Genomic DNA, 25,491 nt, shown 5'->3' with positions numbered 1-25,491 from the left:
GCGCCTCACCCGAGCGACGCCAGGAGGGCTTCCGCGCGTTTCACGAACGGCAGGTCGATCATTCGCCCCTCCAGCGAAAAGGCACCGTGACCCGCGCGAGCCGCCTCCGTCGCGGCCGCCACGACACGGCGGGCATATGCCACCTCTTCCGGCGAAGGCGCGAACACCTCGTTGGCGAGCGCCACCTGGCGTGGATGGATGCAGCTTTTGCCGATGAAGCCGAGCCGCCGGGACATGCGTGCTTCCGCGCGGTAGCCGTCGGCATCGTCGATCGCCGCGAAGGCCGCATCGACCGCGAACACGCCCGCCACCGCGGCGGCCATCTTCACGGCGAACATGGCTGCATGCACCGCGGCGGCGTCGCCACGATCTATACCGTGCGGCTCGAAGAGGTCCGCGAGCCCGAGTTGCAGGCCGGCGACGCGTGGATGCGCCGCGGCCATGGCGGCGGCTTGCTCCAGTCCCCTCGGCGTTTCCACATTCACCAGCAGGCCGGCCGGCGCCTCATGTCCGCCGCTCGATTCGATCCGCTCCACGGCCGCGACCACCGCGCGCACCGCGTCGGCGGATTCGAGCTTGGGCACGTTGAGCAAGGCGAGGCCCGGCACCATCACCGCGCGAAGATCGTCCTCGAACCAGGCACTCCCCGGCGCGTTGACACGGACGATGGCCAGCTTGGCAGCGCGACGCATCGCTGGCGATGCGACAAAGGCGGCCACATCGTCACGGGCGCGAGCCTTGGCGTCCGCCGGGACGGAATCCTCCAGGTCGAACGACAAGGCATCGGCGGGACCCGCCAGGGCCTTGGCGAAGAGTTCCGGACGCCCGCCGGGCACGAACAACTTGCTGCGCATGGATTCCCCGCCGACGCCGACACTCCGATGACCCGGGATTCTGCGGCATCGGACCTGCGCCAATCGAGCCGGGTACGCACGTTCTAACGATAGGATTCCTATCTTGCTGCGAAGCACAAGACCGTCAGACGGCGTGGTACTCCCGGTACCAGCGCACGAACCGGGCAACGCCCTCTTCCACGGAAACCTGCGGCACGTAGCCCGTGGCATCGCGCAAGTCTCCCACGTCGGCCGCCGTGTCCGGTACGTCACCGGGCTGCAGCGGAAGGAATTCCATCACGGCCTTGCGGCCCAGGCATTCCTCGAGCCGCTGGATATAGGCGAGCAATTCCACCGGCTGTTCGTTGCCGATGTTGAACAGGCGGAACGGTGCCACGCCACTGGAGGCGGGATCGGGTGACATGCCGTCCCAGGCCGCGTCGACGGAAGGTGGGCGGTCGAGGCACCGGATCACGCCTTCGACGATGTCGTCGATATACGTGAAGCTGCGCTGGTGGCGCCCGTGGTTGAACACCTTGATCGGCTCGCCCGCCAGGATGGCGCGGGTGAACAGGAACAGCGCCATGTCCGGCCGTCCCCAGGGCCCGTAAACGGTGAAGAAACGCAGGCCCGTGCATGGCGTGCCATACAGGTGGGCGTAGCTGTGCGCCATCTGCTCGTTGGCTTTCTTCGTCGCCGCGTAGAGCGTCAACGGATGTTCGGCGGAACGGTGCTCCGAGAAAGGCATGGCGCGGTTCGCGCCGTAGACCGAACTGGTGGAAGCGAACACCAGGTGGTCCACCGCATGCGTGCGGCAGCCCTCGAGCACGTGCAGGAAGCCGGTCACGTTGCTCGACACGTACACGTGCGGATTCTCGGCCGCGTAACGCACGCCGGCCTGCGCCGCGAGATGCACCACGCGCCGCGGATGGTGTTCAGCGAACAACGACTCCATAGCATCGCGATCGGCGATGTCGGCATGCACATGCGTATAGCGCGGATCGTCGCGGAAACGATCCAGGCGCGCCTGCTTCAGCGTCACGTCGTAGTAGTCGTTGAGGTTGTCCACGCCGACCACCTCGTCGCCCCGCGCCAGCAGGCGCATCGCCACGTGGGAGCCGATGAAGCCCGCCGTGCCCGTCACGAGTATCTTCATCGGCGATCCTCCACTCAGAGCCGTCCGTCCACCGCATCGCGCGGCAGCACGTACTTCACGTCGTAAATGACGGCATCGGGCTTGCCGAAGGCGCGGATGCCCGCCGACGCCATCTCGTGGAACTGCCTATGCGCGACGGCGATGACGATCGCGTCGTACGCGCCGTGCGCGGGTTCGGATACCGTCCGTATGCCGTAGGTCCGCTCGGCTTCGTCCGCGTCCACCCAGGGGTCGTGCACGTCGATCGTGGCGTTGTACGACTTCAGCGAAGCGATGATGTCGACCACGCGCGTGTTACGCAGGTCCGGGCAGTTTTCCTTGAAGGCCAGGCCCAGGATGAGGACCCGTGCGCCGACCGGGTTCAGACCCTTGCACACCATGAGCCGGATCACTTCGCCGGCGATGTACGGACCCATACCGTCGTTGGTCCGGCGGCCGGCGAGGATCACATCCGGGTGGTGGCCGACTTCCTGCGCCTTGTGGGTCAGGTAATACGGGTCGACGCCGATGCAGTGGCCGCCGACGAGGCCGGGCCGGAAGGGGAGGAAATTCCACTTCGTGCCGGCGGCCTCGAGCACTTCGAGCGTGTCGATGCCGAGCTTGTTGAAGAGGATGGCGAGGTCGTTGACCAGGGCGATGTTGAGATCGCGCTGCGTGTTCTCGATGACCTTGGCCGCCTCGGCCACCTTGATGCGGCTGGCCTTGTAGGTGCCCGCGTCGATGATGCTCGCGTACAGCGCGTCGACGAAATCGGCCGCCTCGGGCGTGGAGCCCGAGGTGACCTTGCGGATGGTGTTGACCCGATGCTGCTTGTCGCCGGGATTGATCCGCTCGGGGCTGTAGCCGACGAAGAAATCCTCGTTGAAGACGAGCCCCGAGGTCCGTTCGAGGATGGGCACGCAGACTTCCTCGGTACAGCCGGGATAGACCGTGGACTCGTAGACCACGACATCGCCTTGCTCGAGCACCTTTCCCAGCGTTTCGCTGGCACGGATCAGGGGCGTGAGGTCCGGCCGCTTCGCGCTGTCGATCGGCGTGGGTACGGTCACGATGAAGACATTGCACGCGCGCAGGTCGTCGAGATCGCCGCTATAGGACAGCCGCCCGGCCCGCGCCAGCGACGCCTCGTCCACTTCCAGCGTGCGATCGTTACCGGCCCGCAGTTCCGCGACGCGCGAGGCGTCGATATCGAAACCGAGCGTGGCGTAGCGCTTGCCGAACTCGACCGCGAGGGGCAAACCCACGTAGCCCAGCCCTATAACGCCGATCTTTACCGTGTCGAGTTGCTGCATCGGGCTTCCATCGAGGAGATATACGGTCCGCGGCATGGCGCCGGCGGGCCGTAAAGCAGGGAAGCCTAGCGGATCGCGCACGCGGCGCGCCAGACGGCGGTCCGAGGGCCGCCGCCCGGCGTGCCGCCGTTCAGCCGCCCTCGGCGGCCGGAAGCTCGTTCACGTCACGGACGCTGTACACGTCGATGGCATACGGCGCCTGCGCGTCGCCCGTGGCCTTGAAACGGCCGAAGACCGTGGCGTCGGCACGGGTGCCCTTGCTGGTGACGGCGCGCCGGAACGCCGAGACGTCGCGCTTGCGGGTGGCGTTGTCGTCCATGCTCAGGCTCACCGTGCCCTTGCACTGCGCGTCGGACAACAAGGTCACCTTGCCCTCGGTGGCCGCCACGCCGCGCACCGTGACCGTGGTGCCCACGTACCGGGCGGCCGTGCCCAGCACGGTGCAGATCGTGTCCGGCGGCGTCTCGTCCGACCGGGCCGCCGCGCTGCCCGCGGCACATACCAGAATGAGGGCGACTCCCGCCGCCCGAACGAAAGTTACCGCGTTCATAGGTCTTCCCCCTTGATACCGGCCCTCGCGGACCACGCCGAATGGACGGCTAAACCAAGAAGAACGCGTTTATCCCGCCCGGTCAATAAGAAAATTGGGCGGGTCTCATGGGGACGACAGGGTGGTCAGGGACCGTCCGAGAGGGCCTCGGTCGCCTTCACCAGCGCGCTCGTGGCTCGCCGGGTGGCCCCTGCCGTGGCCTCGACCTCTCTCCCCGCTTCGTCCCAGGCACGTGCGTCCATGGCGTCGCCGATGGCTGGCAGTGGCGCAACATCCTCGCCTTCCTTGCGGCCCGGAGCCTGCAACAGGTGCCGGTACCAGGGGCGCTGCGGAAGCCCGGACGCCTGCATGAACGAGGGTGCGACCTCGCGCAATGCCCGGTTCACGGCATCTCGCCGTTTCGGTGGAAGTTCGGCCATGACGCCCGCGGCGCGATCGTAGGCTTGTGCGGCGGCGAGCAGGTCGCGTTGCGCATCGCGCAATGGCTCGAGGTCGACCTCCTGCCAACGGCCGTCCACTCGCGCAGGTGCTCGCAAGCCACGATAAGCCACCTCCGCCAACCGATAGGCGCCGCTGTCGACGAGTTCATTGTGGCGAACCGCATCATGATGGGCCGTCGCCGCACCGGTCGCCAGCCGTTCGATATCCCGACCCAGGGATTCGGCGAAGGCGGTATAGCGCCAGGGCAGCACTTCGGCATTGGCCACGCGCAGGGCCAGGCGAGCGTTGGTACGCGCCAGCAGGTTCACGTACTTCAGCCCGGGGTCGCCGAAGCGTTGGTAATGCGCGTAGGTGTCGTACAGCGAATGGTAGACCGGGACGCTCTCTTCATCGCCATCGCGGTCGTAGCCATAGCGCACATGCAGCGATGGGACGCCGAGCCGGTGCGCGAAAGGCAGGTAATCCGAACCGGTGCCGAGCCGCGGCGGCACGATCGGCCCTGCCACGTCCTTGCCCTTCTCCGCGGCATCCACCGCGCGCTTCGCCTCGCGGCGCTCCCGCACGCTGGCACCGGTTTCCGGATCGCGAAGATCCCCCGCCACCTCGTCGACCAGAACCGCCAGCGAAGGGTCGCCGGCCGCGGAGAGGAAGCCACGGCCCGTGGTGTCGTTGTTGAGATAGAAGACCGCCTTGCGCGACAGTTCCGCCGCATGCCGTTCGGCCCACGCCTTCGACCCGAGGATGCCCAGTTCCTCGCCGTCCCAACTGGCGAAAACCAGCGTCCGCTTCGGCCGAATGCCGGCCTTGGCGAGTTCGCCGATGGCCCGCGCCTCCGCGAGCAACGCCGTGGTTCCGGCCAGAGGATCCCACGCGCCGTACACCCAGGCATCGTGGTGCACGCCACGGATCACCCACTCGTCCGGGTATTCGCTGCCGGGCAGGCTCGCGACGACGTTGTATAGCGTGCGCCACTCCCACGGCGAGCGGACTTCCAGGTGTACCTGCGCGTCGCCGCCGACGTGATAGGTCAAGGGCAACCCGCCCTGCCAGCGATTCGGCACGACCGGCCCGCCCAGGGCATGAAGGAAATGCCCGGCGTCGCCATAGCCGATCGTGACGACGGGAATCGCCAGATCGCCGGTGCGCTTCCCGGCCTGGATGGTCTTCGCCGCCGACGCGTCCAGCACGCTGTCGATGCCGAGGGTGCCTCGCTGGACCGTGCGCGGGGTGCGCCATGCGCCCGTCGGATAGACATCGCCCTTGGCGAAACCATCCGCTTCGGGGTCGGAATAAATCACGACACCGACCGCGCCATGTTGCTGCGCCAGCCTCGGCTTCACCCATCGCCCTGCACCGCTGGATTTCACCAGCACGACCTTGCCGCGCACCGACTGGCCGGTGCGCTCGAGATCGTCATAATCCTTTGAAAGGCCTTCATTGACGAAGATCAGCGGCGCATCCACCGCTCCGTCAGGACTGTACGATTCCATGCCAGGAAGCACGCCTTCCGTGCGTTTCGTGTCGACGTCGCCGTCGACGGCGGGCTCGGTGAAATCCGCCGCATAGTCACTGGCGCCCTCCAAGGCGAGCTTTTGTACCGATGGATAGGCCACGAGGACCCGGACCGGTTCGACCTTCACCCGCCAACCCCACTCACGCAGGCTGGCGGCGATGAAATCCGCGTTTTCCTTGTCGTGCGTTGAACCGACCTGGTTCGGCGCGGAGGTAAGGCGACGCAGCCAGCCGTCGAGATCGGCCGCGTCGATGGATGCATCGATTCGCCGCTCCACGTCGTGTTCCGCCGCCGACGACGCCGTGGTGAAGCCGGTCAACGGCGGCGCGGCCTGTGCCGCGATGGACCCGGACAGCGCCAGCAGGAGGACAGGGAGAATCACGCGCATGTCCATCAGTTCCACCGATAGGTCGCGCTGGCGTAGTAGTACCTGCCGTTCCAGCTGAGCGGCGAGAACAGGCTGTACTTGAAATTGCCGCCGGTGGAGTTGGCGAACTTGGTCTGCTCGGGCCGTGCGTTGAACGCGTTGTCCGCCCCGGCCGTGAAAGTCCACTGGTCGATGCTGTAGTCGGCCGAGAGGTCGAGCGTCCAGCGGTGGTCGAAATTCTGGTCCAGCGCATTGCCGCTGTTGCTGTACACGGTGTAGTTCCCGTAGCGCTGCACGTTCGCGTGTCCCGCCCAGCGGCCATGCAGATAGTCCAGGCCCACGTCCAGTTTCGTGCGCGGGTTGGTATCGCCGAGCAGGCCCAGCCGCTCGCGACGCTCCACGCGCTGCACGGCTACGCCCAGTTCGTCGAGGATTGCGGGGTTCGGCTTGACCTTGGTCACCTCGTTCTCGTTGTATGCCCAGCCGACGGTGGTGTTGAGGCGATCGCCGTTGGCGAAGTCGAAGGCATACTGGCTGACGAGGTCGAGGCCGCGCGTGCGCGTATCGACTGCATTGGTGAAATAGCGGATCGACTGGTAGTTCGCGTCCACGCCGTTAGCCGCGAGATAAGCGTTCACGGTGGGGGTGTTCACCGGGATGTTCGACGAGAGGTTGATGCGATTGGTGATCTTGATCCAGTACGCGTCGACGCTCACGTTCCAGCCGCTGAGCGGTTCCAGCACGAGGCCCAGCGTGGCGCTGCGCGATTTTTCCGGCTTGAGCTTTTCGGCACCGAGCAGGCTCGCCGCCTGTGCGTCGACCGGGAACGTGCCCGACTGCACGAGCACCTGGCCCTGACCGAGGTCCTGCAACTGCGAGGAGATGTCGGCGTAGTGCTGCTGGACCAGCGTCGGCGCGCGGAATCCGGTGCCCACGCTGCCGCGCAGCGCCACCCGCGGGTTGAAGTCGAAGCGTCCGGACAGCGAACCCGAGGTGGTGCCGCCGAAATCGCTGTAGTGCTCATGGCGGGCCGCCAGCGACAGCGCGAAACGATCGGTGAGGTTCGTCTCGAGATCGATGTATTCCGACACGTCGTGCCGCTGCCAGTTGCCCTGCAGATCGCCGGTGATGCCACCGTTCGGACCGTACTGCGACACGGCGTCGCCCGGACTGACCTTGTAGCCCTGCCGCAGGTATTCCAGGCCGAAGGACACGCTTACGGGGTTGGGCAGCCACGAGGGCGAGAATTCCTTGCCGATGTCGAGGTTGCCGGTCTGCTGGTTCGTCTTGTAGTCGGCTCCCTGGATGAAGAACGGGGTATAGCCGAAGGCGCGATACCAGTCGGCGTTGATCGCGTGACTGCGCTGGTCGTACTCGTTCGAACCATGGGTGGCCGAGAGATCGTAGTGCCAGCCTTCGCCAAGCTGGCCACGGATCCCCGCCGTGATGCTGGTGTCGTTGACGATGGGGATGCCGACGGGAAGATAGCCGTTCGGATAGATCGCGGTGACATTGGTGGAGTCGCCACGATGGCGGTACAGGCTGGCGGTCTCGTCGCGGTCGCGCCGGTAGAGCGCCTCGACATACACCTCGACCGCCTTGCTGAAGGCGTATTGTCCCACCAGCGACACCTTGTTCGATTGCACGGCCGGATCGCCCAGCCAGTACACCTTCTGCCCATACGTGCTGCCCACCGAGGCGGCGGTACGGTCCCGGCCCGCGCGGTTGGTCCCATCGTTGTTCTGCGTATCGATGGCGACATGGATCGAGCCCTTGTCGCCCAGCTTGAAACCGGTATCGGCGGTGAGCTGGCGTTGCAGCCCGTCGCCGGCGTCGTAGCCACCGAACTTCGCGGTGACCTGGCCGCCCTGCCCCGACTTCTTGAGGACCACGTTGATCACGCCGCCGATGGCGTCCGAGCCGTAACGCGCGGACTGGCCGTCGCGGAGCACCTCGATGCGCTCGATGGCGGACACGGGAATGGCGTTGAGATCCACCGGATTCGAACCGCGGCCGATGGCGCCGCCGAGATTGAGGAATGCGCCGGTGTGCTGGCGCTTGCCGTCGATCAGCACCAGCACCTGGTCCGGGCTGAGGCCACGCAACGTCACCGGGCGAGCCACCTCGGCCCCACTGATGGTGGTCGGCTGCGGAAAGTTCAGCGACGGCACCAGCCGGGCCAGCGCCGCCGTGAGCTGGGTGGCGCCCGTTTGTTGCAACTGCTGCGGCGTGATGACGTCGATCGGCTGTAACGAACTGGACACGGTGCGCTCGGTACTGCGCGTGCCGGTGACGATCACGGTATCGAGCTGGCTGGCGCGGGCGGCATCCTGGGCGTGGAGCGCGGGTGCGCCGAAGGCGGTGACCAAGGCGAGGAACAGGATGTGGCGGCGGCGATGGACGAGCGAATACATGGGTGGATGTCCCCTGGACGATGAGCGATACCGGCACCGCCGGGCGCCGGATAAGCATGGGTGGCCATGCGACGGCGACGCGTGAAGGCATGCCGTGCAATGACGACCGGAAAAACAGGTGGAATGGGAACCGCAGTCAGGCCGCGGAACGCGCCAGCGCCCGTGGCGCTAGAGGCGAGGCGAGCGGATCAGCCCAGTCGACAGCGACAACAGCGCGCACGCATCGCCGGACATCGCGGTGAGGCCGCGAGGTTCATCGGGATGGTGGTCACGCGCTGAAGGTGTGCGTTCACTGGGGGTGGGATCGCCTTGGCGGAATATCGTGTGCGGTATTTGTTGCATCGCAACGTGCGTTTGTCAACTGCCCGTTCGGACGTCCAATCCTCCGCCGCGCCGGATCGGCGATACTGTCGCCCTCCCCCTTTGAACGACACCACCCATGACTTCGTACGACGACGATTTCGAGAACGAGCGCGACCCCGACGATGCGGAGGACGGCGACGACTCCGTCGAATCCCAGGTCTGGCACCTGTTGCTGCTCATCAATCCCGGTGACGAGGACGGCGCGATGCAGCAGTTCTCCGCCTATCGCGACGAAGTCGAGGAAGAAGGCGACGAGGACCCGATCCGCATCGTCGGCCGGGTGACGGACTGGCGCTCGGGCTTCGAAGTGGACGCCGACGATACGCGCGCCCTGGTCGACGCGATCAAGGAGCTGGCAAGCCGGTGGAACATCGACATCGACTGGGATGGCGATCCTGACGACGACGAGTTCCACGAGGACATCGACGGCGCGGAGATCTTCTCGCGCGCCTTCGACCAGTTGAACCAGCACGGCTACACGCTGTGGGCGCGCGAAGCGGACGACGACGTCTATGCCGGCTGGATCACCAGTTCGCGCGACGACGAGCAAATGCGCCTGGTGGCGACGCAACTGGGCATCAATCTTCGCCTCGGCAGCCAGGTGACGTGACTTCTCCTCTATCCGGGTGTGGTGGCCAGCCGTTCCTTCAACAGGTCGATGAAAGCGCGCACTTTCACCGGCGGTTGCTTGCCGGGATAGACGGCATACACACCGCCTTCCGGTAGACGAAAGCCCGGCAGCAGGGCCACGAGCCTGTTGGCCGCGATGTCCTCGTCGACGAGATAATCCGGAAGCACGGATATGCCGAGTCCCGCCGCGACGAAGGCGTGCACGCCGAGCGTGCTGTTGGCGCTGGCCGCGATACGCGTTTGTACGGTGTGCTCCATCTCGTCGCCCGCGCTGAAAAAGGTCCAGCGGGTGGGCGAAGAAAGCACCGTAAGCGCGATCCATGCATGCGCGGCGAGGTCTTCGGGTATCCGAGGCGCTCCATGTTTGGCGATATAGGCCGGTGAGGCGACGAGACACTGGCGAAAGCTCGCCAGTTTCGCGGCCCGCAGGCTGGAGTCGCGCAACCAGCCGATGCGGATCGACAGGTCGAAACGCTCCGCGATCAGGTCGACGACGCTGTCGCTGGTCACCAACTCCACCTTGACCTGCGGAAACCTCGCTGCGAAGTCGGCCAGCGCGGGTGCCACGATCGAGGGTCCGTGGTCTCCGGCGGCCGCGACACGAAGGCTGCCCATCGGCGTGTCGCGGCACTCGCCCAGTTGCGCGATGGCGGCTTCCGCATCGGCGAGGACGCGGGCGCAGTCCTCGTGGAAGCGCTCGCCGGCGTCGGTCAGAGACATCCGTCGTGTGCTGCGCACCACCAGTTGCACGCCGAGTTCTTCTTCCAGCTTCGCCAGGTGCTGGCTCACCATCGCCTTGGTGCTGCCGAGTTGCTGGGCGGCCGCGGTGAACGAGCCGGCCCGGACGAGTGTCACGAAGACGGCGAGGCGGTTGAGGTTGACGTCGGCCATGCCGGCTCCGGCTCTATCGTAAAGCAATACTTTACGATGAATCCACCGATTAATCGTTTCCCGTGAACGGTTCCGGGCGCATGCTACGTCCATCCATTCCCACGGAAGTCCTCATGAAAATCGTCCTGTTCGGCGCCACCGGCAATATCGGCAAGGTCATCCTTGACGAAGCCTTGGCCCGCGGCCATGCGGTGACCGCCGTCGTCCGCGATCCCGGCCGTGTCGTCACCCGGAACGACGCGCTGACCGTCGTCCAGGGCGATGTCGCCCATCCCGCCTCGTTCGCGGCCGTCCTCCCCGGCGCCGACGCCGCCATCGCCAGCCTCAACGACCACGCCGACCCGGCCAATGTGCCGAAGCAGGCCGCGGTCCTGCTGGATGCGCTTTCGTCGGCGGGAGTGCGCCGCTTCGCCTGGGTCGGCGGTGCCGGCAGCCTGGAGGTCGCCCCGGGGGTCCGCGTCATCGACGATGCCCATTTCCCGGCGGAGTGGAAGCCTTCGGCGAACGCGCAGATCGAGGCGCTGGCGGTGTTCCGCGCCAGCAAGGCCGATATCGACTGGACCTATATCAGTCCGGCGGCGGTGATAGCGCCGGGCGAACGCACGGGTTCCTACCGCGTCGGCGGCGAGCAGTTGCTGGTGGATGCCGAAGGAAACAGCCGGATCTCGATCGCCGATTTCGCCATTGGCGTTCTGGATCGCCTGGAAAAGGGCGATGCGGCGAAGAAGCGGGTTACTTTCGCGTACTGAGGACTCCCCCATCGCCGACAGGGTCGGCTCCCACCAGAGCAGGTCACGGTGGGACCCGGCCCTCTCGGCGACTGAAGCCCGGTGGGAGCCGACCCTGTCGCCGATTCAGACCTGGTGGGAGCCGACCTTGTCGGCGATCCCGCGGCAGCGGGCCAGGATACCGACCGCTATACTCCCAGGATGAACTACCGCCACGCCTTCCATGCCGGCAATTTTGCCGATGTCCTCAAGCACATGGTGCTCGTGGCCCTGATCGACTCACTGAAGCAGAAAAGCTCCCCTTTCTGCTACATCGACACCCACGCCGGGCGTGGCCGTTACGACCTGCGCGGCGCCGAGGCGCGTAAAACCGCCGAGTCCGACGAAGGCTTCGGCATCCTGAAAACCGCCAGCGGCCTGCCGCCGCTGCTGTGGAAATGGCTGGACGTGGTTCGCGCCTGCAACGCCGGCGACGAAACGATGCGCTATTACCCGGGTTCGCCCTGGATCGCCGCGCACCTGATGCGCGAGGGTGATTCGGCCCAGCTCTGCGAATTGCAGGTCGGCGAATCGGACCAGTTGCGCCAGCTGTTCCATAACGACCCACGCGTGCACGTGCACCAACGTGACGGCTACGAAGCCATGAAGGCCTTCGTGCCACCGAAGGAAAAACGCGGCCTCGTCCTCATCGACCCGCCCTTCGAATCGCAGGAGATGGAATTCCGGATCATCGAAAAATCGCTCAAGGCCGCGATGGAGAAGTGGCCCGGCGGCATCTATGCCATCTGGTACCCGATCAAGCTGCGCAGCCAGGTGCAGCCCTTCCACCGCTGGCTCGGCAAGAGCGGCGCGAAGCGCGTGCTGGCCGCCGAAGTGCTGCTGCGCCCGGACGACTCCCCGTTACGCCTCAATGGCACCGGGGTGGCCATCGTGAACGCCCCGTGGAAACTCGATGAAACCCTGCGTGATTCGTTGCGCGTGCTGCCCAAGCTGCTCGGCACCCCGGGCGAATCCGAATACAGGCTGACCTGGCTGGTCGAGGAAGGCAAAGATGAAGCGCCTGCCCACGGTCCGCAGTCACCTCATTCAGTCCGAAGGCGGTAAAGTCGTCCCACACGCCAGGAGTCGACCCATGCGCCCGACCATCGTCCGTCTCGCCGTCCCTGCCGCCTTGCTGACCCTCGCCCTCGCCGGCTGCGCGCCCGCGCCGATCTACAAGCCCACCGCGAACAATGTCGCCGTGCCGCCGGCGCAGGTGTCGCGAGAGCCGGAACGCTATGGCAGCGCCGACGTGATCTGGGGTGGCCGAATCGTCAACGTGCGCAACTTCTCCGATCACAGCGAGATCGAAGTGCTCGCCTACCCGCTCGACGGTTCGCAACGTCCCAAGGCGAACGACACCGGCAACGGCCGCTTCATCGCCGCCATGCCGGGCTATGTCGAAAGCCTCGATTACCCGGCCGGGTCGCTGGTCACCATCGCCGGGCGCCTCAACGGCACCCGTACCGGCAATGTCGGCCAGGCGCAGTACACGTTCCCGCTCGTTTCCGTGAACCAGTCACACGTCTGGACGGCCAAGGAGATGTCCGGTGGACACCCCAACGTGAGCTTCGGCGTGGGCGTCGGCGTCATACGGTAAGATCCTGCGATTCACCATCGCGGGACAGGGACTCACATGTCGGGACACGCCGATTCGAAGCGCGCGATCTTTCTCGCGCTCGGAGCCAATTTCGCCATCTTCATCGCCAAGCTGGTCGCGGCGATCTTCACCGGCTCGGGCGCGATGCTCGCCGAGGCCGTGCATTCGCTCGCCGACTGCGGCAACCAGGGCCTGCTGCTCCTGGGCATGCGCCAGGCGAAGCGGCCGCCCTCGCCGGACTACCCGCTAGGCTGGGGCCGCGCCCTGTATTTCTGGTCGTTCCTCGTGGCGATCCTGCTCTTCAGCGTGGGCGGCATGTTCTCGATCTACGAGGGCGTGCATAAGCTGACCCATCCGGAACCCCTGAAATGGGCCTGGCTGGCCGTTGGCGTACTGGCTTTCTCCATCGTTACCGAAGGCGTTTCCATGCATGGCTGCATGCAGGAAGTGAACAAGGCGCGGGAAGGCCGCTCTATCTGGCAATGGTTCCGCGAGACGCGCGCCAGCGAACTGCTGGTGATCTTCGGCGAAGACCTGGCCGCGCTCGTGGGCTTGTGCCTGGCCCTGCTCGCCGTCGTGCTCACCATGATCACGGGAAACCTCATCTTCGACGCGCTCGGCACGATCGCCATCGGCGTCTTGCTGATCGTGGTCGCCGTGGCCGTCGCCCGCGAGGTGAAGGCCTTGCTGATCGGACAGGGCGTGGAGCCGAAACAGCGTGCCGCGATGGTCGCCTTCCTCGAAGCCCGCCCCGAGATCGATACCGTCTACAACGTGCTCACCCTGCAGATGGGCACCGACGTCATGGTGGCGATCAAGGCGAAAATGGCCGCCGCCCCGACCGCCCGGGCCATGATCGAGGCGATCAACATCGTCGAAGCCGACTTCAAGGCCGAGTTCAAGGACGTGCGCTGGAGCTTCTTCGAGCCCGACTACGCCGACTGAGTCCCCGCACAAGGAGCCTTCACGGGCAGGTAGTACAATCGACGGCTTGTCCGCAAGGCTCCTGCCCGACTCCATGCCCGTAGCGCTTCCTCGCCCCCCGCTCCCCGTCAACGCCAAGACCCGCCGTTACTGGGCCGTCCCCCACGGTTCGTCCTGGGCGCTCGAGATCGCCGAGGCGGCTCGCGCCCACGACGGCCTGCTGGTCGTGGTGGCACGCGACACCCGCAGCGCCGACAACCTCGAAAGCGAACTGGCCGTCTTCGCCGGCGAGTTGCCGGTGTTGCACTTTCCGGATTGGGAGACCCTGCCCTACGACGTCTTCAGCCCGCATCCGGAAGTGGTGTCGCAGCGCGTCGCTACGCTGTACCGGCTGCCCAGCACGCGGCGTGGCGTGCTCGTGGTGCCCGTCGCCACGCTGATGCAGCGGATCGCGCCGCGCACCCACATCACCGGCTCCGGCCTGGTGCTGCGCAAGGGACAGAAGCTCGATCTCATCGCCGAACAGCGCCGGCTCGAAGCCGCGGGCTACCGAAACGTGCCGCAGGTGAGTGAGCCGGGCGATTTCGCCGTGCGCGGCGCGCTGATCGATATCTACGCCATGGGTGCGAGCGAACCCTACCGCGTGGAACTGTTCGACGACGAAGTGGAGTCGATCCGCACCTTCGACACCGAGACCCAGCGGTCCCAGCACCAGGTGGAGGGCGTGGACCTGCTCCCCGCGCGCGAATTCCCCCTGACCGAGGATGCCGCGAAGAACTTCCGGACCAACCTGCGCGAACGCTTCCCGATCGATATCCGGCGCTGCCCGCTGTACCAGGACATGAAGGAAGGCGTGACGCCAGGCGGCATCGAGTATTACCTGCCCCTGTTCTTCCCGGCGACGGAAACCCTCTTCGACTATATCGCCGGCGATGCGATGTTCGTGCTGGGCGAAGGCGCGCTGGAATCGTCCGAGCAGTTCTGGACGCAGACCACCGAGCGCTACGACCAGCGTGCGCACGACATCGAGCGTCCGGTGCTGCCGCCGAGCGAGATCTACCTCCCGCCGGAGCAGCTGCGTGAACGCCTGAACAAGCAGGTTCGCGTGGACGTGGTCTCGAAGGATCACGAGCACGCCGTGGACCTCGGCACCCTGCCCGCCCCCGATGTGCCGCTGAACCGCAAGGGCGAGGAACCGGGCACCGCGTTGCGCCACTTCCTCGCCAGCTACCCCGGCCGCGTCCTCATCGCCGCCGATTCGGCCGGCCGCCGCGAGGCATTGATCGAACAGCTGGCCGGCGCGGGCTTGAAGCCGGTGAACGTGGACGGCTGGAAGGACTTCCTTGCGCGCGGCGAACCGCTGGCGATCACCGCCGCCTCGCTCGAGCAAGGCTTCGCGCTGGCCAAGCCGATGCTCACGGTGCTTACCGAACGCGAGCTGTTCGGCGAACGCGTGCGCACGGACCGCAAGCGCCGCGCCGGAGCGACCCGAGATCCTGAAAGTATCATCAAGGATCTCACCGAGCTGTCCATCGGCTCGCCCATCGTGCACATCGATCACGGCGTGGGCCGCTACCAGGGCCTCGTTTCGCTCGATGTCGGCGACATGCCGGGCGAATTCCTGACGATCGAATACGCCAAGGGCGACAAGCTCTACGTGCCCGTGGCCCAGCTGGGCCTGGTCAGCCGCTACACGGGCACGGCGCCGGAACTGGCGCCCTTACATTCGCTCGGCGGCGACGCCTGGGAGCGCGCGCGCAAGCGCGCCGCAGAGAAGGTGCGCGACGTGGCGGCGGAGCTGCTGGCGATCTATGCACAGCGCGAGGCCCGCCAGGGCGAGTCCCTGCCGGTCGACCGGCAGATGATCGAAGAATTCGCGGCGACCTTCCCGTTCGAGGAAACCGCCGACCAGCAGGCGGCCATCGACGCCGTCATCACCGACCTCGCCGCGCCGCGTGCCATGGACCGCGTCGTTTGCGGCGATGTCGGTTTCGGCAAGACGGAGGTGGCGCTGCGTGCCGCGTTCGCCGCCGCGACGGCCGGCAAGCAGGTGGCCGTGCTGGTGCCGACCACCCTGCTCGCCCAGCAGCACTACCGCAACTTCGCCGACCGCTTCGCCGACTGGCCCGTGCGGGTGGACGTGCTTTCACGCTTCAAGTCGAAGAAGGAAGTGGATCTCGCCCTCGAACGGCTGGCGGACGGCCAGGTGGACGTGATGGTCGGTACGCACAAACTGCTACAGGCCGATATCCGTTTCAAGAACCTCGGGCTCGTCATCGTCGACGAGGAGCAACGCTTCGGCGTGCGCCAGAAGGAACAACTGAAGAAGTTGCGTGCCGAGGTCGACCTGCTCACCCTCACCGCCACGCCGATCCCGCGCACCCTGAACATGGCGATGAGCGGCTTGCGCGATCTTTCCATCATCGCCACGCCGCCCGCCCATCGCACCGCCGTGCGCACGTTGATCTCCACGTATCAGCCGGCGCTCATTCGCGAGGCGATCCAGCGCGAGCTGGCCCGTGGCGGCCAGGTGTATTTCCTGCACAACGAAGTGGAGTCGATCGAGCGCACGGCACGTGAGCTGGCCGAACTCGTTCCCGAAGCACGCATCCGCGTCGCGCACGGCCAGATGCCCGAACGTGAACTGGAACAGGTGATGGCCGACTTCCATCGGCAGCGGTTCAACGTGCTGGTGTCCACCACCATCATCGAGTCGGGTATCGACATCCCCACGGCCAATACGATCGTCGTGAACCGTGCCGATCGCTTCGGCCTCGCTCAGCTGCACCAACTCCGTGGCCGCGTGGGACGCTCGCATCATCGCGCCTATGCCTACCTCATCGTGCCCGACCGCCGCTCGATGACGGCGGACGCCGAGAAGCGCCTGGAGGCCCTGGCTTCGCTGGAAGAACTCGGCGCCGGCTTCACCCTCGCGACCCACGACCTGGAAATCCGTGGCGCCGGCGAAATGCTTGGTGAGGAACAATCGGGGCAGATTCAGGAAATCGGCTTCGGCCTGTATACCGAACTGCTCGACCGCGCGGTGCGCGCGTTGAAGTCCGGCAAGGTACCTGACTTCGATCTCACCTCCGAACACGAGACCGAGGTGGAGCTGCACCTGCCCGCGTTGATCCCGGAAGATTACCTGCCCGACGTGCACACCCGTCTGACGCTGTACAAGCGCATCGCCAGCGCGCGGAACGACGATGGCCTGCGCGAGTTGCAGGTGGAGATGATCGACCGCTTCGGCTTGCTGCCCGACCAGACGAAATGCCTGTTCGCGGTGGCCCAGCTGAAACTGATGGCGACGCCGCTGGGTATTCGCAAGCTCGACTTCGGCGCCAACGGCGGCCGCGTCACCTTCCGTGAAAAGCCGGACATCGACCCGATGGCCTTGATCAAGCTGATCCAGCAGCAGCCGAGGGTGTTCAAGATGGATGGCCAGGACAAGCTGCGCGTAATCCTGGAGCTTCCCGGCTCTGCCGAACGCATCCGCACGGCGCAGGATGTGCTGGTGGCGCTCGGAGCGCCGCGGCCGGCCTGACTCGCCGCGGCCCGCCAAATCGCCGACAGGGTCGGCTCCCACCGAGCTAAAAGCATCGCCGACAAGGTCGGCTCCCACCGGGTTGAGGTGTCACTGCCCGCTTGGTGGGAGCCGACCCTGTCGGCGATTCAATCTGGCCTAAAGCCTCAACCGGCCTCAAGCCACCGGCGTCGCCCTCACCAGGTACTGCACGCTGAAGCGCCGTGCCTCGTCCATCCAGACCTTCTCCACCGACAATCCCGCCTTGTTCGCCATCTGGGCGAAGTCGTCCAGCGAATACTTGCAGCTGTATTCCACATGCATCGCCTCGTCCTCGCGGAACGCGAAGACGTCGTGACCGACGTGCACATCCTGTCGCTTCATGCTCACCAGATCGGTTTCGATGCGTCCCGCCAGCACGTTATAGCGTGCGCGATGACGGAAACCGCCGATGTCGAAATCGGTGCCGATCTCGCGGTTCAGGCGCACCAGCATGTTCAACGTGAACTCACGCGTCACCCCCGCCGGCATCGTTGTACGCCGCCTCGATCGCGGCGGGATCCTTCTTGAGATCCACTCCGACGATGATGCCACCGCCTTCGCTCATCTCCGTGCGCATCTGGCGCAGGATGCGAATGGCGTCCTTGGTTTCGAAGTTGCCGATGGTGGAGCCGGGGAAATAGATGACCGTGCGGCGGGGAGAGCGCGTGGCGACGGGAAGACGCAGCGGCTGGGTGAAGTCGGCGCAGACCGGCTGCATCGGCACGTTCGGGAAACGCGTCGCCAACTCGGCCACGCTTTCCATCAAGGCGGTGCGCGATATCTCCACCGGCACGTAAGCCACCGGCGTCTGCAGATGTTCGAGCAACATGCGCGTCTTGATGCCGCTGCCGCTGCCATATTCCACGAGGCGCACATCAGGACCCAGCGTATCGGCGATATCACCCGCATGTTCGCGCATGATCGCGATCTCGGTACGGGTGAGGTAATACTCCGGTTGCTGGCAGATCGCTTCGAACAACGCGGAGCCACGCTCGTCGTAGAACAGGCGCGAGGGAAGTCTTTTCGGTTTCGCGGCAAGGCCGCGGCGAACGGTCTCGAGGGTATCCTCGACATCCGGATGACGGTCATCGACGCGGATGTCTTTCGGTTGAGCGCTCATCGATCGTTTCCAAGTCGTATCCCCGAGAACTGCCAACGGGCGTGGGGAGGAAAAAAATTCCGGTAGGTCGCACGAATGTGATCGGCGGGCGTGGCGCAGGATCCGCCGCGCAACACCCACTGTCCGTTCATGAACTTGCCGTTGTATTCGCCCAGCGCGCCAGCCAGAGGCCGGAAGCCCGGGTAACTGACATATGGGCTCATCGTCCATTCCCAAACGTCGCCGTACATCTGCCCGAGTGTCGTCTCGAACGATGTGGCACGGGGTTGGAACACCTCGCTGTCTTGAAGGTTCCCACGCACGGGAAGTTCCGCCGCCACGGTTTCCCACTCCACTTCCGTCGGCAAACGCGCCCCCGCCCAGCGGGCGAACGCGTCGGCTTCGAAATAGCTCACATGGCACATGGGTGCGTGCGGATCGATCTCACGGCGCCCCTGCAAGGTGAATTCGGTTTCCAGCGCATCGTCCCAGTACAAGGGACGATGCCACTGTTCCGCCTGCACGGTGGCCCAACCGTCCGAAAGCCACAGCAGCGGATCGCGGTATCCACCGTCCCGCACGAACGCCATGAACTCGCCATTGGTGACGGGACGGTTGGCGATCGCCCCCGCCTGGCGGTAGGCGCGATGCCTCGGGCCCTCGTTGTCGAAGGCGAACCCGGTGCCGTCGTGGCCTACCTTCACCACGCCTTCGTCGAAGGGAACGTAGCGCAAGGGTGGCGCGACGACGGGAAGCGCATGCGCGGCCTCCGGCGCATAGGCGGGTTCCAGCGGATTCCGCGCAAAGGCGTGCTTGATGTCGGTGAGCAGGAGTTCCTGGTGCTGCTGTTCGTGCTGCACGCCCAGTTCGATCAACGTGGGCAGCAGCGCGTCGTCGCCGCGTCCGATGCGTTCCGCGACGGCGTCGTCGATGCGGCGCCTATAAGCGAGGACCTCGTCCAGGCCCGGCCGCGTCAGCATGCCCCTGTGCGGGCGGCCATGCATCGGGCCCACCGACTGGTAATAGGAATTGAACAGGTAATGCCATTCGGGATGGCGTGGCTCGTAATCCGCGTCGCGTCCCAACACGAAGTGCTCGAAGAACCACGTCGTATGGGCCAGGTGCCACTTGGTGGGGCTGGCATCCGGCATGGACTGGATAACGGTGTCTTCGGGTGAGAGGCGCGCCGCCAGTTCCATGCTGCGACGTCGGATCCTGAGGAAGCGCTGGGCGAGGTCCGAGCCGGCCTGGGTGGTTTCATCGAGGCCGAGCGTGGGCGTGCTCATGCATGGGTTCCTGCGCAAGGGACGGTCGCCGCTGACATTCGCGAACGATGCCCGAGCAAACGTTCAACGAATGTGAGCGGAGCCTGCCGCCGGCTTAACGGCAGGTGCACCGGCCCCGCCTAGACTCTCGCCTCCACGCCCGTTCGGGCTTAACGTGGAAGTCCCACCCCGAGGGTATGGCCATGAACCTCCGCTACCTGCTCGCCGCCTCCCTGCTCCTCACCGCTCCCGTACACGCCGAAGGCGCCGGCGACCCTCCGCAGGCGCGGAAGGAGCTGCCCTTCGCCGACTGCATGCGCACCGACCGCATCAACGAATGGAACGTGATCGACAACCGCACGGTCACCGTACGCAACGGGCCGAATCACTTCCTCATCAAGACGACGGTGGACTGCCCTCGCATGGACCTTGGCGGAGGCATCCACTTCCGTGCTTCCGAGAGCGACAAGGCCATCGGCTCCATGCGAATCTGCGGCGGCATCAATGAACAGATCGTTCGCCGCGACGATCCGCCGTGCCAGATCCAGTCGGTGCAGACGATCGACAAGGCCGAGTTCGACAAGCTCGCCAAGAAGGCCAAGCGTCACGGCTCCGGAGCGGAACCGAACGGCATGGTGCCGTAACCGCTAAACAAAAAAGGGTCGTCGCTCTTCCAAGCACTGAGGGGTCGTGCGGCCCCAAGCAATGCCTGCGATCTGGGAGCAAGCCGTTCGTGTGAATCTTCCGCATCCGGGTGGGAAGCGGGCTGGCCCGCGATTCGACACCCTCTGTCGAGCGAACGAGGCTGTGCATCGCATCCAAGCGAGCGGTGACACACCTCACCATCATCGCAAAGCTTCCTTCGCCGGCAGAAAGATTGAGGACTCGCGGGCCAGCCCGCTTCCCACCCAGGTGTGGCAAATGGCGAGCGTTGCTCTTCCCACCAACCCACCCCAGTGTCGAGAGAGCTGCCGGGCGCCACCCTCGGCGCCGCCTGTCGCGCCGAGGGTGGCGCCCGGCAGCTCCCCGCCACGCACAAACCAATGCGAGGGCGAAGCCGAGCCTGCACCAGGCGTCCCCGGCACTGTGCGAAGAACCCAAAAAAAAGCCCAGCCATTGGCCGGGCTTTTTTCTTCATGCCAAGACGCTGGTTCGATCAATAACCGTCGTCGCGAACGTAACGCGTGCCACCGTAGCCATCGTCGACATAAGTCGTCGTGGTGGTCACGCGACGGGTGACGACCGGCGCATCCTCGTAGACCACCGTGGCCGGGCGGCTGTAGTACACCGGACGATCGTCGTAGACGACCGTGCGCGGCGCCGTGGCGTTGGCGACCAGGCCGACAACCGCACCGGCCACGATGGCACCGGCGATCCAGCGGCCCGCGTTGTCGTAATGGCCGCGGCCGTAATAACCGCCACCATGGTAGCCATAGCCACCGTGATAGCCGTAACCGCCATGGTAGCCGCCGCCGTAGTAGCCATGCCCGCGAGCGAACGCGCCCGGCGCGAAAGCCATCAGACCCGCAGCGGCGATGGCGAGAGCCGACTTGACGAACGTACCTTTCATGACAGTTACCTCCGGGTGTTGGACGCAGATTCGCGCTCCGGCACTGAATCCGGACTGAAGTTTTTTCGACAGCCCGTTCACGTTTGCCACGGATTCACGAACGGCTTCCGGAGCAGCCAGCAGCCATGGATGTCGTGACGCCGGGCGAAGTCGAACGGAATGCTCGGTGCGCTCCAGTCTTCGATGGAGAAATGGGGTTCCAGGGCCGCCCTGTCAAGCTGGAACCGGCGGTAATTGTTCGAAAAAACAATGACCCCGTCGGGCAACAGCCGCTCGGCGCACAGGAGCAGCAGCTTCACATGGTCGCGCTGAACATCGAAGTCGTCGGCCTTCTTGGAGTTGGAGAAGGTCGGCGGATCCACGTAGATCAGGCCGTACTGCATCGAACGGCTCTGCAGGAAGGTCAGCGAGTCCTCCTGGACCAGACGGTGACGGTTTCCGGTGAAGCCATTCAGCGCCAGGTTCCGCGAGGCCCAATCGAGGTAGGTGCCCGAGAGATCCACCGTGGTGGTGTCGCGGGCGTCGCCTGCGGCGGCGTAGACGCTGGCGGTGCCCGTATAGGCGAACAGGTTCAGGAAGTGCTTGCCGGCGGCCAGCTCGCGGATCTTCGCCCGGACCAACCGGTGGTCGAGGAACAGACCGGTGTCGAGGTAGTCGGTCGGGTTGATCAGGAAGGTCAGGCCGCCTTCGTGGACCTCGATGAACTCGCCCTTCTGATCGAACTGGCCGTACTTGGAACCGCCCTTGCCGCGCTCGCGCGTCTTCACCGCGATGCGCTCGCGCGGAACGCCCAGGACCTCGCCGGCCACGCGCACGATCTCGCGCATGCGCAGGCGTGCGATGTCGACGGGAACGTCCTGCGGCGCCTTGTATTCCTGGATGTGCAGCCAGTTCTCGTAGACGTCGATGGCCGCGGCGTATTCCGGGAGATCCTGGTCGTAGGCGCGCCAGCAGGTGATGCCCTCGCGGGTCAGGCGCTTGCGCAGATGGCGGACGTTCTTTTCCAGCCGGTTCTTGAGCATCTGCGCGCCTTCTGACAGAGGCTTCGCCTCGCGCGGCGCCTCGTCCCTGGCGCGCAGGGCGAAGGTCAGCAGCGGGGTCTCGAGCGCACCGTTGAACAAGGCGTAGCGCTTGTCCGGACTCAGGCGTAAGGCACGACCCAGTTCCTCGTCGCCGGAAAGCACGGCGGCGCGCCAGCCACCGAAGCGGTCCTTCAGTGCCTGGCCCAGGTCCCGGTAAAGACCCGGCAGCTCGGCGCGATCGCCCAGGCGCTCACCATAGGGAGGATTGGTGATGACCAGGCCCACCGGCGTGTCCGGCGGTGGCTCCACATGGGCGGCGTCGCGACGGTCGAGGTGGATGAATCCGGCCACGCCCGCGCTCTGCGCGTTGCGCTTGGCGGTCTGGACCATGTGCGGATCGGAGTCGCTGCCGAAGAACACCGGGCGCAGCGCCCGCAGGCCCTCTTCGGCACGCGCCTTGGCTTCGTCGTAGATGCCGCGCCACAGGGTGTAGTCGTGCTTACGCCAGCCCAGGAAGCCGTAATAGTCGCGGCGCAACCCGGGCGCCACGTCGGCGGCCATCAGCGCGCCCTCGATCAGCAGCGTGCCCGAGCCGCACATCGGGTCGACGAGCGCGCCGCCTTCGGCGTAGATGCGCGGCCATTGGCCCCGCACCAGCATGGCCGAGGCCAGGTTTTCCTTCAGCGGCGCCTCGCCCTGCTGCTCACGCCAGCCGCGTCGGTGCAAAGGCAGGCCGGAGAGGTCGATCGACAGCGTCGCGCGGTCGCGGCGCAGGTGCACATTCACCCGTACGTCCGGCTCCTCCGGATCCACGTCGGGCCGCGCGCCACTGGCGGCGCGGAACTGGTCGACGATGGCGTCCTTGGTCTTCAGCGCAATGAACTGGCTATGGGTGAGCTTGCTCTGCGCGGTGTTGGCGTCCACCGCCAGTGTTCCATGCGCGGCGAGGTGCTCGGCCCAGTCGATGGCCTGCACGCCCGCGTAGAGGGCCTCCGGATCGGCGGCGTCGAATTCGGCGAGCGGCAGCAGCACCCGGCTGGCCATGCGCGACCAGAGGCAGGCGCGGTAGGCCGTCTCGATCGTGCCGGTGAACGACACGCCGGCCAGCGCCTCGCGCACGTCGCCGGCGCCCAGGGCGACGAGTTCGTCCTTCAGCAGGTATTCCAGCCCTTTCGGACAGGTGGCGAAGAAGGCGCTCATGCCAGCCCGCCCAGGAACCGGCGGAACTCGGCCTCGATGTCCGGCAGCGTCGCACCCAGGCGGTGGTCGTCCTGGACCAGCAGCGCCGGCATGGCGTGGCCGCGGGCGAAGGCAAGTGCCTCGTCGAGCGGGCACACGTCGTCGGCATAACCGTGGACGAGGAACGAGGGCACGCCCGGCCGCGCGGCGAATGCCCGGGGATATCCGGGGATGCGCGCGGGCAAGGCGAGCAGGAACAGCCCGGCGACGGGCGCATGCAGCGAGGCCAGGCCCGAAACGAAGGCGCCCATGCTCGAACCGACCAGCACCGGGGGCCGCGGCGAAGCGGCGATGGCGGCCGCCAGGCGGGCGAGGCGGGGATCGACCGAACCCGCATGGCCGAGCACGTCGTCCTCACGGTAATCGGGCCGCGCCGTGGTCCAGCCGAGCGTTTCGGCCAGGGCGGCTAGCGCGCTGACCTTGGTGGCGTCGGGACCGGAATCGGAACCGTGGGAAAGGATGATGTGGCCGCGCATGGCGGTCTCCGTACGCGGAATGACCGCCTATGTTATCAAAGCGGCATGATCGACATCCTTCATGCCCCCTTGCCCTACGAGTCCGTCCTCCCCCAGCGGGAGCCGGCGTCCATCGACCTCGTGGTGATCCACTGCACGGAACTGCCCGACCTCGCCATGGCCCGTGAGTACGGCGAGCGCGTGCTCTACGACTCCGGCGCCGGCAACAGCGGCCACTACTACATCGACCGCGACGGCTCGGTGCTGTGCTACGTGGACCCGTTGCGCGTGGCCCACCACACCCGTGGCTACAACCCGCGCTCGATCGGCATCGAACTGGTGAACACCGGCCGCTACCCGGACTGGTTCCACTCCGCGCGGCAGACCATGACCGAGCCCTACCCTGAGCGCCAGATAGCCGCCTTGCGCGCCCTGCTCGACCAGCTCGTGGAGCGCTTCCCCTCGCTGCGCCACATCGCCGGCCACGAGGACCTGGACACGGCCCTGGTACCCGCCAGCGACGACCCCGAGAACGAGGTGCCACGCAAGCGAGACCCGGGCCCGCAATTCCCCTGGGCCAGGGCGTACGACGCGGGACGATTGGGAAGGCTGGCCGGCTAGCCCCGTTATACTGGCCGCCCATCGCGCCACCGCTTATCAGGATCCCCATGTCGGACAACCATGTCGGCGAACTCGTCGAGCTGATCGAACTCGAACGCCTGGAAGACAACCTCTTCCGTGGACAGAGTCGCGACATCGGCACCCGCTTCGTCTTCGGCGGGCAGGTGCTCGGCCAGGCGCTGTCGGCCGCGCAACGCACGGTGGACCCGAAACGCGAGGCGCACTCCCTGCACGCCTATTTCCTGCGCGCCGGCGACATCAACGCACCGATCGTCTACAGCGTGGAACGTACCCGCGACGGCGGCTCGTTCTCTTCGCGCCGCGTCGTCGCCATCCAGCACGGCCAGCCGATCCTCAATGGTTCCATCTCGTTCCAGGAGCCGGAGGAAGGCTACGAACACCAGATGTCGATGCCGGAAGTCCCCGCGCCGGAGGACGTCGAGCCGATGCCGGCCATGTCGCTCGAACAGTTGGGCCGCCTGCCGGAGAAAACGCAGCGCTGGCTGGGTATCGATGGTCCCTTCGAGTTCCGCCATGTCTGGCCGCGCGACGAACTGCGCCCGGCCAAGCGGCCGCCTTACCAGCACATCTGGTTCCGTCTCACCGCGCCGATCGACAACACCTTGTCGTTGCACCAGGCCCTGCTCGCCTACGCATCGGACTTCCACCTGATCGGCACGGCGACCCTGCCGCACGGCATTTCCTACCTCACCCGCAACATGCAGATGGCGAGCCTGGACCACGCCCTATGGTTCCATCGCCCATTCCGTATCGACGAGTGGCTGCTGTACTCCTTCGACAGTCCGACCTCGCAGGGTGCGCGTGGCCTCGCGCGCGGCATGATCTACACCCGCGATGGCATCCTCGTGGCATCCACGGCACAGGAAGGCCTGATCCGCGTCCGGCCGGATTGA

20 protein-coding genes and 1 pseudogene are annotated in these 25,491 nt (G+C 66.1%); 9 read left to right on the top strand and 12 right to left on the bottom strand.

What is annotated here, in order from left to right; all coding sequences use genetic code 11:
- Positions 1-5: 5 nt before the first annotated feature.
- From QFZ41_RS16535 to QFZ41_RS16510, 6 genes are all read right to left on the bottom strand, one after another.
- Positions 6-854 (bottom strand): HpcH/HpaI aldolase/citrate lyase family protein, encoded by an 849-nt coding sequence (locus QFZ41_RS16535; RefSeq protein WP_429199736.1) that lies wholly within the window; start codon positions 852-854, stop codon positions 6-8.
- 124 nt (positions 855-978) lie between these two features.
- Positions 979-1,989, bottom strand: coding sequence for an NAD-dependent epimerase (locus QFZ41_RS16530; RefSeq protein WP_429199735.1), 1,011 nt, complete (start codon positions 1,987-1,989; stop codon positions 979-981).
- 14 nt (positions 1,990-2,003) lie between these two features.
- Positions 2,004-3,281, bottom strand: a complete 1,278-nt coding sequence (gene tviB, locus QFZ41_RS16525) for a Vi polysaccharide biosynthesis UDP-N-acetylglucosamine C-6 dehydrogenase TviB (protein ID WP_429199734.1) — start codon at positions 3,279-3,281, stop codon at positions 2,004-2,006.
- 130 nt (positions 3,282-3,411) lie between these two features.
- The gene (locus QFZ41_RS16520; RefSeq protein WP_429199733.1) at positions 3,412-3,831 is read right to left on the bottom strand and encodes a hypothetical protein; all 420 of its coding nucleotides are present in this window, start codon (positions 3,829-3,831) and stop codon (positions 3,412-3,414) included.
- A gap of 125 nt (positions 3,832-3,956) precedes the next feature.
- Positions 3,957-6,173 carry a M28 family peptidase gene (locus QFZ41_RS16515; RefSeq protein ID WP_429199732.1) on the bottom strand — a complete coding sequence of 739 codons (2,217 nt, stop codon included), beginning with the start codon at positions 6,171-6,173 and terminating at the stop codon, positions 3,957-3,959.
- Positions 6,174-6,178: 5 nt separating this feature from the next.
- On the bottom strand, positions 6,179-8,566 hold the full coding sequence (locus QFZ41_RS16510) for a TonB-dependent receptor plug domain-containing protein (protein WP_429199731.1): 2,388 nt from the start codon (positions 8,564-8,566) through the stop codon (positions 6,179-6,181).
- A 439-nt stretch (positions 8,567-9,005) separates the two neighbouring features.
- On the opposite strand from QFZ41_RS16510, the gene QFZ41_RS16505 reads away from it, so the two are divergent.
- Positions 9,006-9,539 (top strand): DUF6630 family protein, encoded by a 534-nt coding sequence (locus QFZ41_RS16505; RefSeq protein WP_429199730.1) that lies wholly within the window; start codon positions 9,006-9,008, stop codon positions 9,537-9,539.
- Positions 9,540-9,547: 8 nt separating this feature from the next.
- Here QFZ41_RS16505 and QFZ41_RS16500 read toward each other — a convergent pair whose 3' ends face one another.
- Complete coding sequence (locus QFZ41_RS16500) at positions 9,548-10,450, bottom strand: LysR family transcriptional regulator (protein WP_429199729.1); 903 nt, start codon at positions 10,448-10,450, stop codon at positions 9,548-9,550.
- Positions 10,451-10,563: 113 nt separating this feature from the next.
- Between QFZ41_RS16500 and QFZ41_RS16495 the strand changes: the two genes are divergently transcribed.
- The 5 genes from QFZ41_RS16495 to mfd all read left to right on the top strand — a co-directional run bounded on the left by QFZ41_RS16495 (position 10,564) and on the right by mfd (position 17,285).
- Positions 10,564-11,199, top strand: a complete 636-nt coding sequence (locus QFZ41_RS16495; RefSeq protein ID WP_429199728.1) for an NAD(P)-dependent oxidoreductase — start codon at positions 10,564-10,566, stop codon at positions 11,197-11,199.
- Between the two features lie 180 nt (positions 11,200-11,379).
- Positions 11,380-12,282 carry a 23S rRNA (adenine(2030)-N(6))-methyltransferase RlmJ gene (locus QFZ41_RS16490; RefSeq protein WP_429200280.1) on the top strand — a complete coding sequence of 301 codons (903 nt, stop codon included), beginning with the start codon at positions 11,380-11,382 and terminating at the stop codon, positions 12,280-12,282.
- A gap of 28 nt (positions 12,283-12,310) precedes the next feature.
- Complete coding sequence (locus QFZ41_RS16485; RefSeq protein WP_429199727.1) at positions 12,311-12,817, top strand: Slp family lipoprotein; 507 nt, start codon at positions 12,311-12,313, stop codon at positions 12,815-12,817.
- A 36-nt stretch (positions 12,818-12,853) separates the two neighbouring features.
- A complete protein-coding gene (locus QFZ41_RS16480) occupies positions 12,854-13,762 on the top strand; it encodes a cation diffusion facilitator family transporter (RefSeq protein WP_429199726.1) in 909 nt (302 codons plus the stop codon).
- 73 nt (positions 13,763-13,835) lie between these two features.
- A complete protein-coding gene (mfd, locus tag QFZ41_RS16475) occupies positions 13,836-17,285 on the top strand; it encodes a transcription-repair coupling factor (protein WP_429199725.1) in 3,450 nt (1,149 codons plus the stop codon).
- Positions 17,286-17,441: 156 nt separating this feature from the next.
- On the opposite strand, the pseudogene egtD reads toward mfd, so the two are convergent.
- A pseudogene (gene egtD / locus QFZ41_RS16470) lies at positions 17,442-18,426 on the bottom strand (L-histidine N(alpha)-methyltransferase).
- A complete protein-coding gene (gene egtB / locus QFZ41_RS16465; RefSeq protein ID WP_429199724.1) occupies positions 18,423-19,691 on the bottom strand; it encodes an ergothioneine biosynthesis protein EgtB in 1,269 nt (422 codons plus the stop codon). Before egtB ends, egtD begins: the two are co-directional and overlap by 4 nt.
- Positions 19,692-19,873: 182 nt before the next feature.
- Between egtB and QFZ41_RS16460 the strand changes: the two genes are divergently transcribed.
- Positions 19,874-20,314, top strand: a complete 441-nt coding sequence (locus tag QFZ41_RS16460) for a DUF6491 family protein (RefSeq protein WP_429199723.1) — start codon at positions 19,874-19,876, stop codon at positions 20,312-20,314.
- 512 nt (positions 20,315-20,826) lie between these two features.
- Here the strand turns inward: QFZ41_RS16460 and QFZ41_RS16455 are convergent.
- The 3 genes from QFZ41_RS16455 to QFZ41_RS16445 form a co-directional block, all read right to left on the bottom strand.
- Positions 20,827-21,240 carry a hypothetical protein gene (locus QFZ41_RS16455; protein WP_429199722.1) on the bottom strand — a complete coding sequence of 138 codons (414 nt, stop codon included), beginning with the start codon at positions 21,238-21,240 and terminating at the stop codon, positions 20,827-20,829.
- 77 nt (positions 21,241-21,317) lie between these two features.
- Complete coding sequence (rlmKL, locus tag QFZ41_RS16450; RefSeq protein ID WP_429199721.1) at positions 21,318-23,462, bottom strand: bifunctional 23S rRNA (guanine(2069)-N(7))-methyltransferase RlmK/23S rRNA (guanine(2445)-N(2))-methyltransferase RlmL; 2,145 nt, start codon at positions 23,460-23,462, stop codon at positions 21,318-21,320.
- Positions 23,459-23,977 (bottom strand): alpha/beta fold hydrolase, encoded by a 519-nt coding sequence (locus QFZ41_RS16445; RefSeq protein WP_429199720.1) that lies wholly within the window; start codon positions 23,975-23,977, stop codon positions 23,459-23,461. Before QFZ41_RS16445 ends, rlmKL begins: the two co-directional genes overlap by 4 nt.
- A gap of 45 nt (positions 23,978-24,022) precedes the next feature.
- Here QFZ41_RS16445 and QFZ41_RS16440 point away from each other — a divergent pair, with 45 nt between their 5' ends.
- Complete coding sequence (locus QFZ41_RS16440; protein ID WP_429199719.1) at positions 24,023-24,577, top strand: N-acetylmuramoyl-L-alanine amidase; 555 nt, start codon at positions 24,023-24,025, stop codon at positions 24,575-24,577.
- A gap of 47 nt (positions 24,578-24,624) precedes the next feature.
- Positions 24,625-25,491, top strand: coding sequence for an acyl-CoA thioesterase (locus QFZ41_RS16435; protein WP_426285065.1), 867 nt, complete (start codon positions 24,625-24,627; stop codon positions 25,489-25,491).

It is taken from the genome of Luteibacter sp. W1I16, assembly GCF_050434905.1.
In the GTDB taxonomy this organism is placed as follows: domain Bacteria; phylum Pseudomonadota; class Gammaproteobacteria; order Xanthomonadales; family Rhodanobacteraceae; genus Luteibacter.
Note: the sequence above shows the minus strand (reverse complement) of the source record. Positions and strands in the feature narration are given on the sequence as shown.

Excerpts from the sequence above, each read along its gene's own strand:
- QFZ41_RS16535 (WP_429199736.1), bottom strand. The coding sequence starts at position 854 with ATGCGCAGCAAGTTGTTCGTGCCCGGCGGGCGTCCGGAACTCTTCGCC.
- QFZ41_RS16530 (WP_429199735.1), bottom strand. The coding sequence starts at position 1,989 with ATGAAGATACTCGTGACGGGCACGGCGGGCTTCATCGGCTCCCACGTG.
- tviB (WP_429199734.1), bottom strand. The coding sequence starts at position 3,281 with ATGCAGCAACTCGACACGGTAAAGATCGGCGTTATAGGGCTGGGCTAC.
- QFZ41_RS16520 (WP_429199733.1), bottom strand. The coding sequence starts at position 3,831 with ATGAACGCGGTAACTTTCGTTCGGGCGGCGGGAGTCGCCCTCATTCTG.
- QFZ41_RS16515 (WP_429199732.1), bottom strand. The coding sequence starts at position 6,173 with ATGCGCGTGATTCTCCCTGTCCTCCTGCTGGCGCTGTCCGGGTCCATC.
- QFZ41_RS16510 (WP_429199731.1), bottom strand. The coding sequence starts at position 8,566 with ATGTATTCGCTCGTCCATCGCCGCCGCCACATCCTGTTCCTCGCCTTG.
- QFZ41_RS16505 (WP_429199730.1), top strand. The coding sequence starts at position 9,006 with ATGACTTCGTACGACGACGATTTCGAGAACGAGCGCGACCCCGACGAT.
- QFZ41_RS16500 (WP_429199729.1), bottom strand. The coding sequence starts at position 10,450 with ATGGCCGACGTCAACCTCAACCGCCTCGCCGTCTTCGTGACACTCGTC.
- QFZ41_RS16495 (WP_429199728.1), top strand. The coding sequence starts at position 10,564 with ATGAAAATCGTCCTGTTCGGCGCCACCGGCAATATCGGCAAGGTCATC.
- QFZ41_RS16490 (WP_429200280.1), top strand. The coding sequence starts at position 11,380 with ATGAACTACCGCCACGCCTTCCATGCCGGCAATTTTGCCGATGTCCTC.
- QFZ41_RS16485 (WP_429199727.1), top strand. The coding sequence starts at position 12,311 with ATGCGCCCGACCATCGTCCGTCTCGCCGTCCCTGCCGCCTTGCTGACC.
- QFZ41_RS16480 (WP_429199726.1), top strand. The coding sequence starts at position 12,854 with ATGTCGGGACACGCCGATTCGAAGCGCGCGATCTTTCTCGCGCTCGGA.
- mfd (WP_429199725.1), top strand. The coding sequence starts at position 13,836 with ATGCCCGTAGCGCTTCCTCGCCCCCCGCTCCCCGTCAACGCCAAGACC.
- egtB (WP_429199724.1), bottom strand. The coding sequence starts at position 19,691 with ATGAGCACGCCCACGCTCGGCCTCGATGAAACCACCCAGGCCGGCTCG.
- QFZ41_RS16460 (WP_429199723.1), top strand. The coding sequence starts at position 19,874 with ATGAACCTCCGCTACCTGCTCGCCGCCTCCCTGCTCCTCACCGCTCCC.
- QFZ41_RS16455 (WP_429199722.1), bottom strand. The coding sequence starts at position 21,240 with ATGAAAGGTACGTTCGTCAAGTCGGCTCTCGCCATCGCCGCTGCGGGT.
- rlmKL (WP_429199721.1), bottom strand. The coding sequence starts at position 23,462 with ATGAGCGCCTTCTTCGCCACCTGTCCGAAAGGGCTGGAATACCTGCTG.
- QFZ41_RS16445 (WP_429199720.1), bottom strand. The coding sequence starts at position 23,977 with ATGCGCGGCCACATCATCCTTTCCCACGGTTCCGATTCCGGTCCCGAC.
- QFZ41_RS16440 (WP_429199719.1), top strand. The coding sequence starts at position 24,023 with ATGATCGACATCCTTCATGCCCCCTTGCCCTACGAGTCCGTCCTCCCC.
- QFZ41_RS16435 (WP_426285065.1), top strand. The coding sequence starts at position 24,625 with ATGTCGGACAACCATGTCGGCGAACTCGTCGAGCTGATCGAACTCGAA.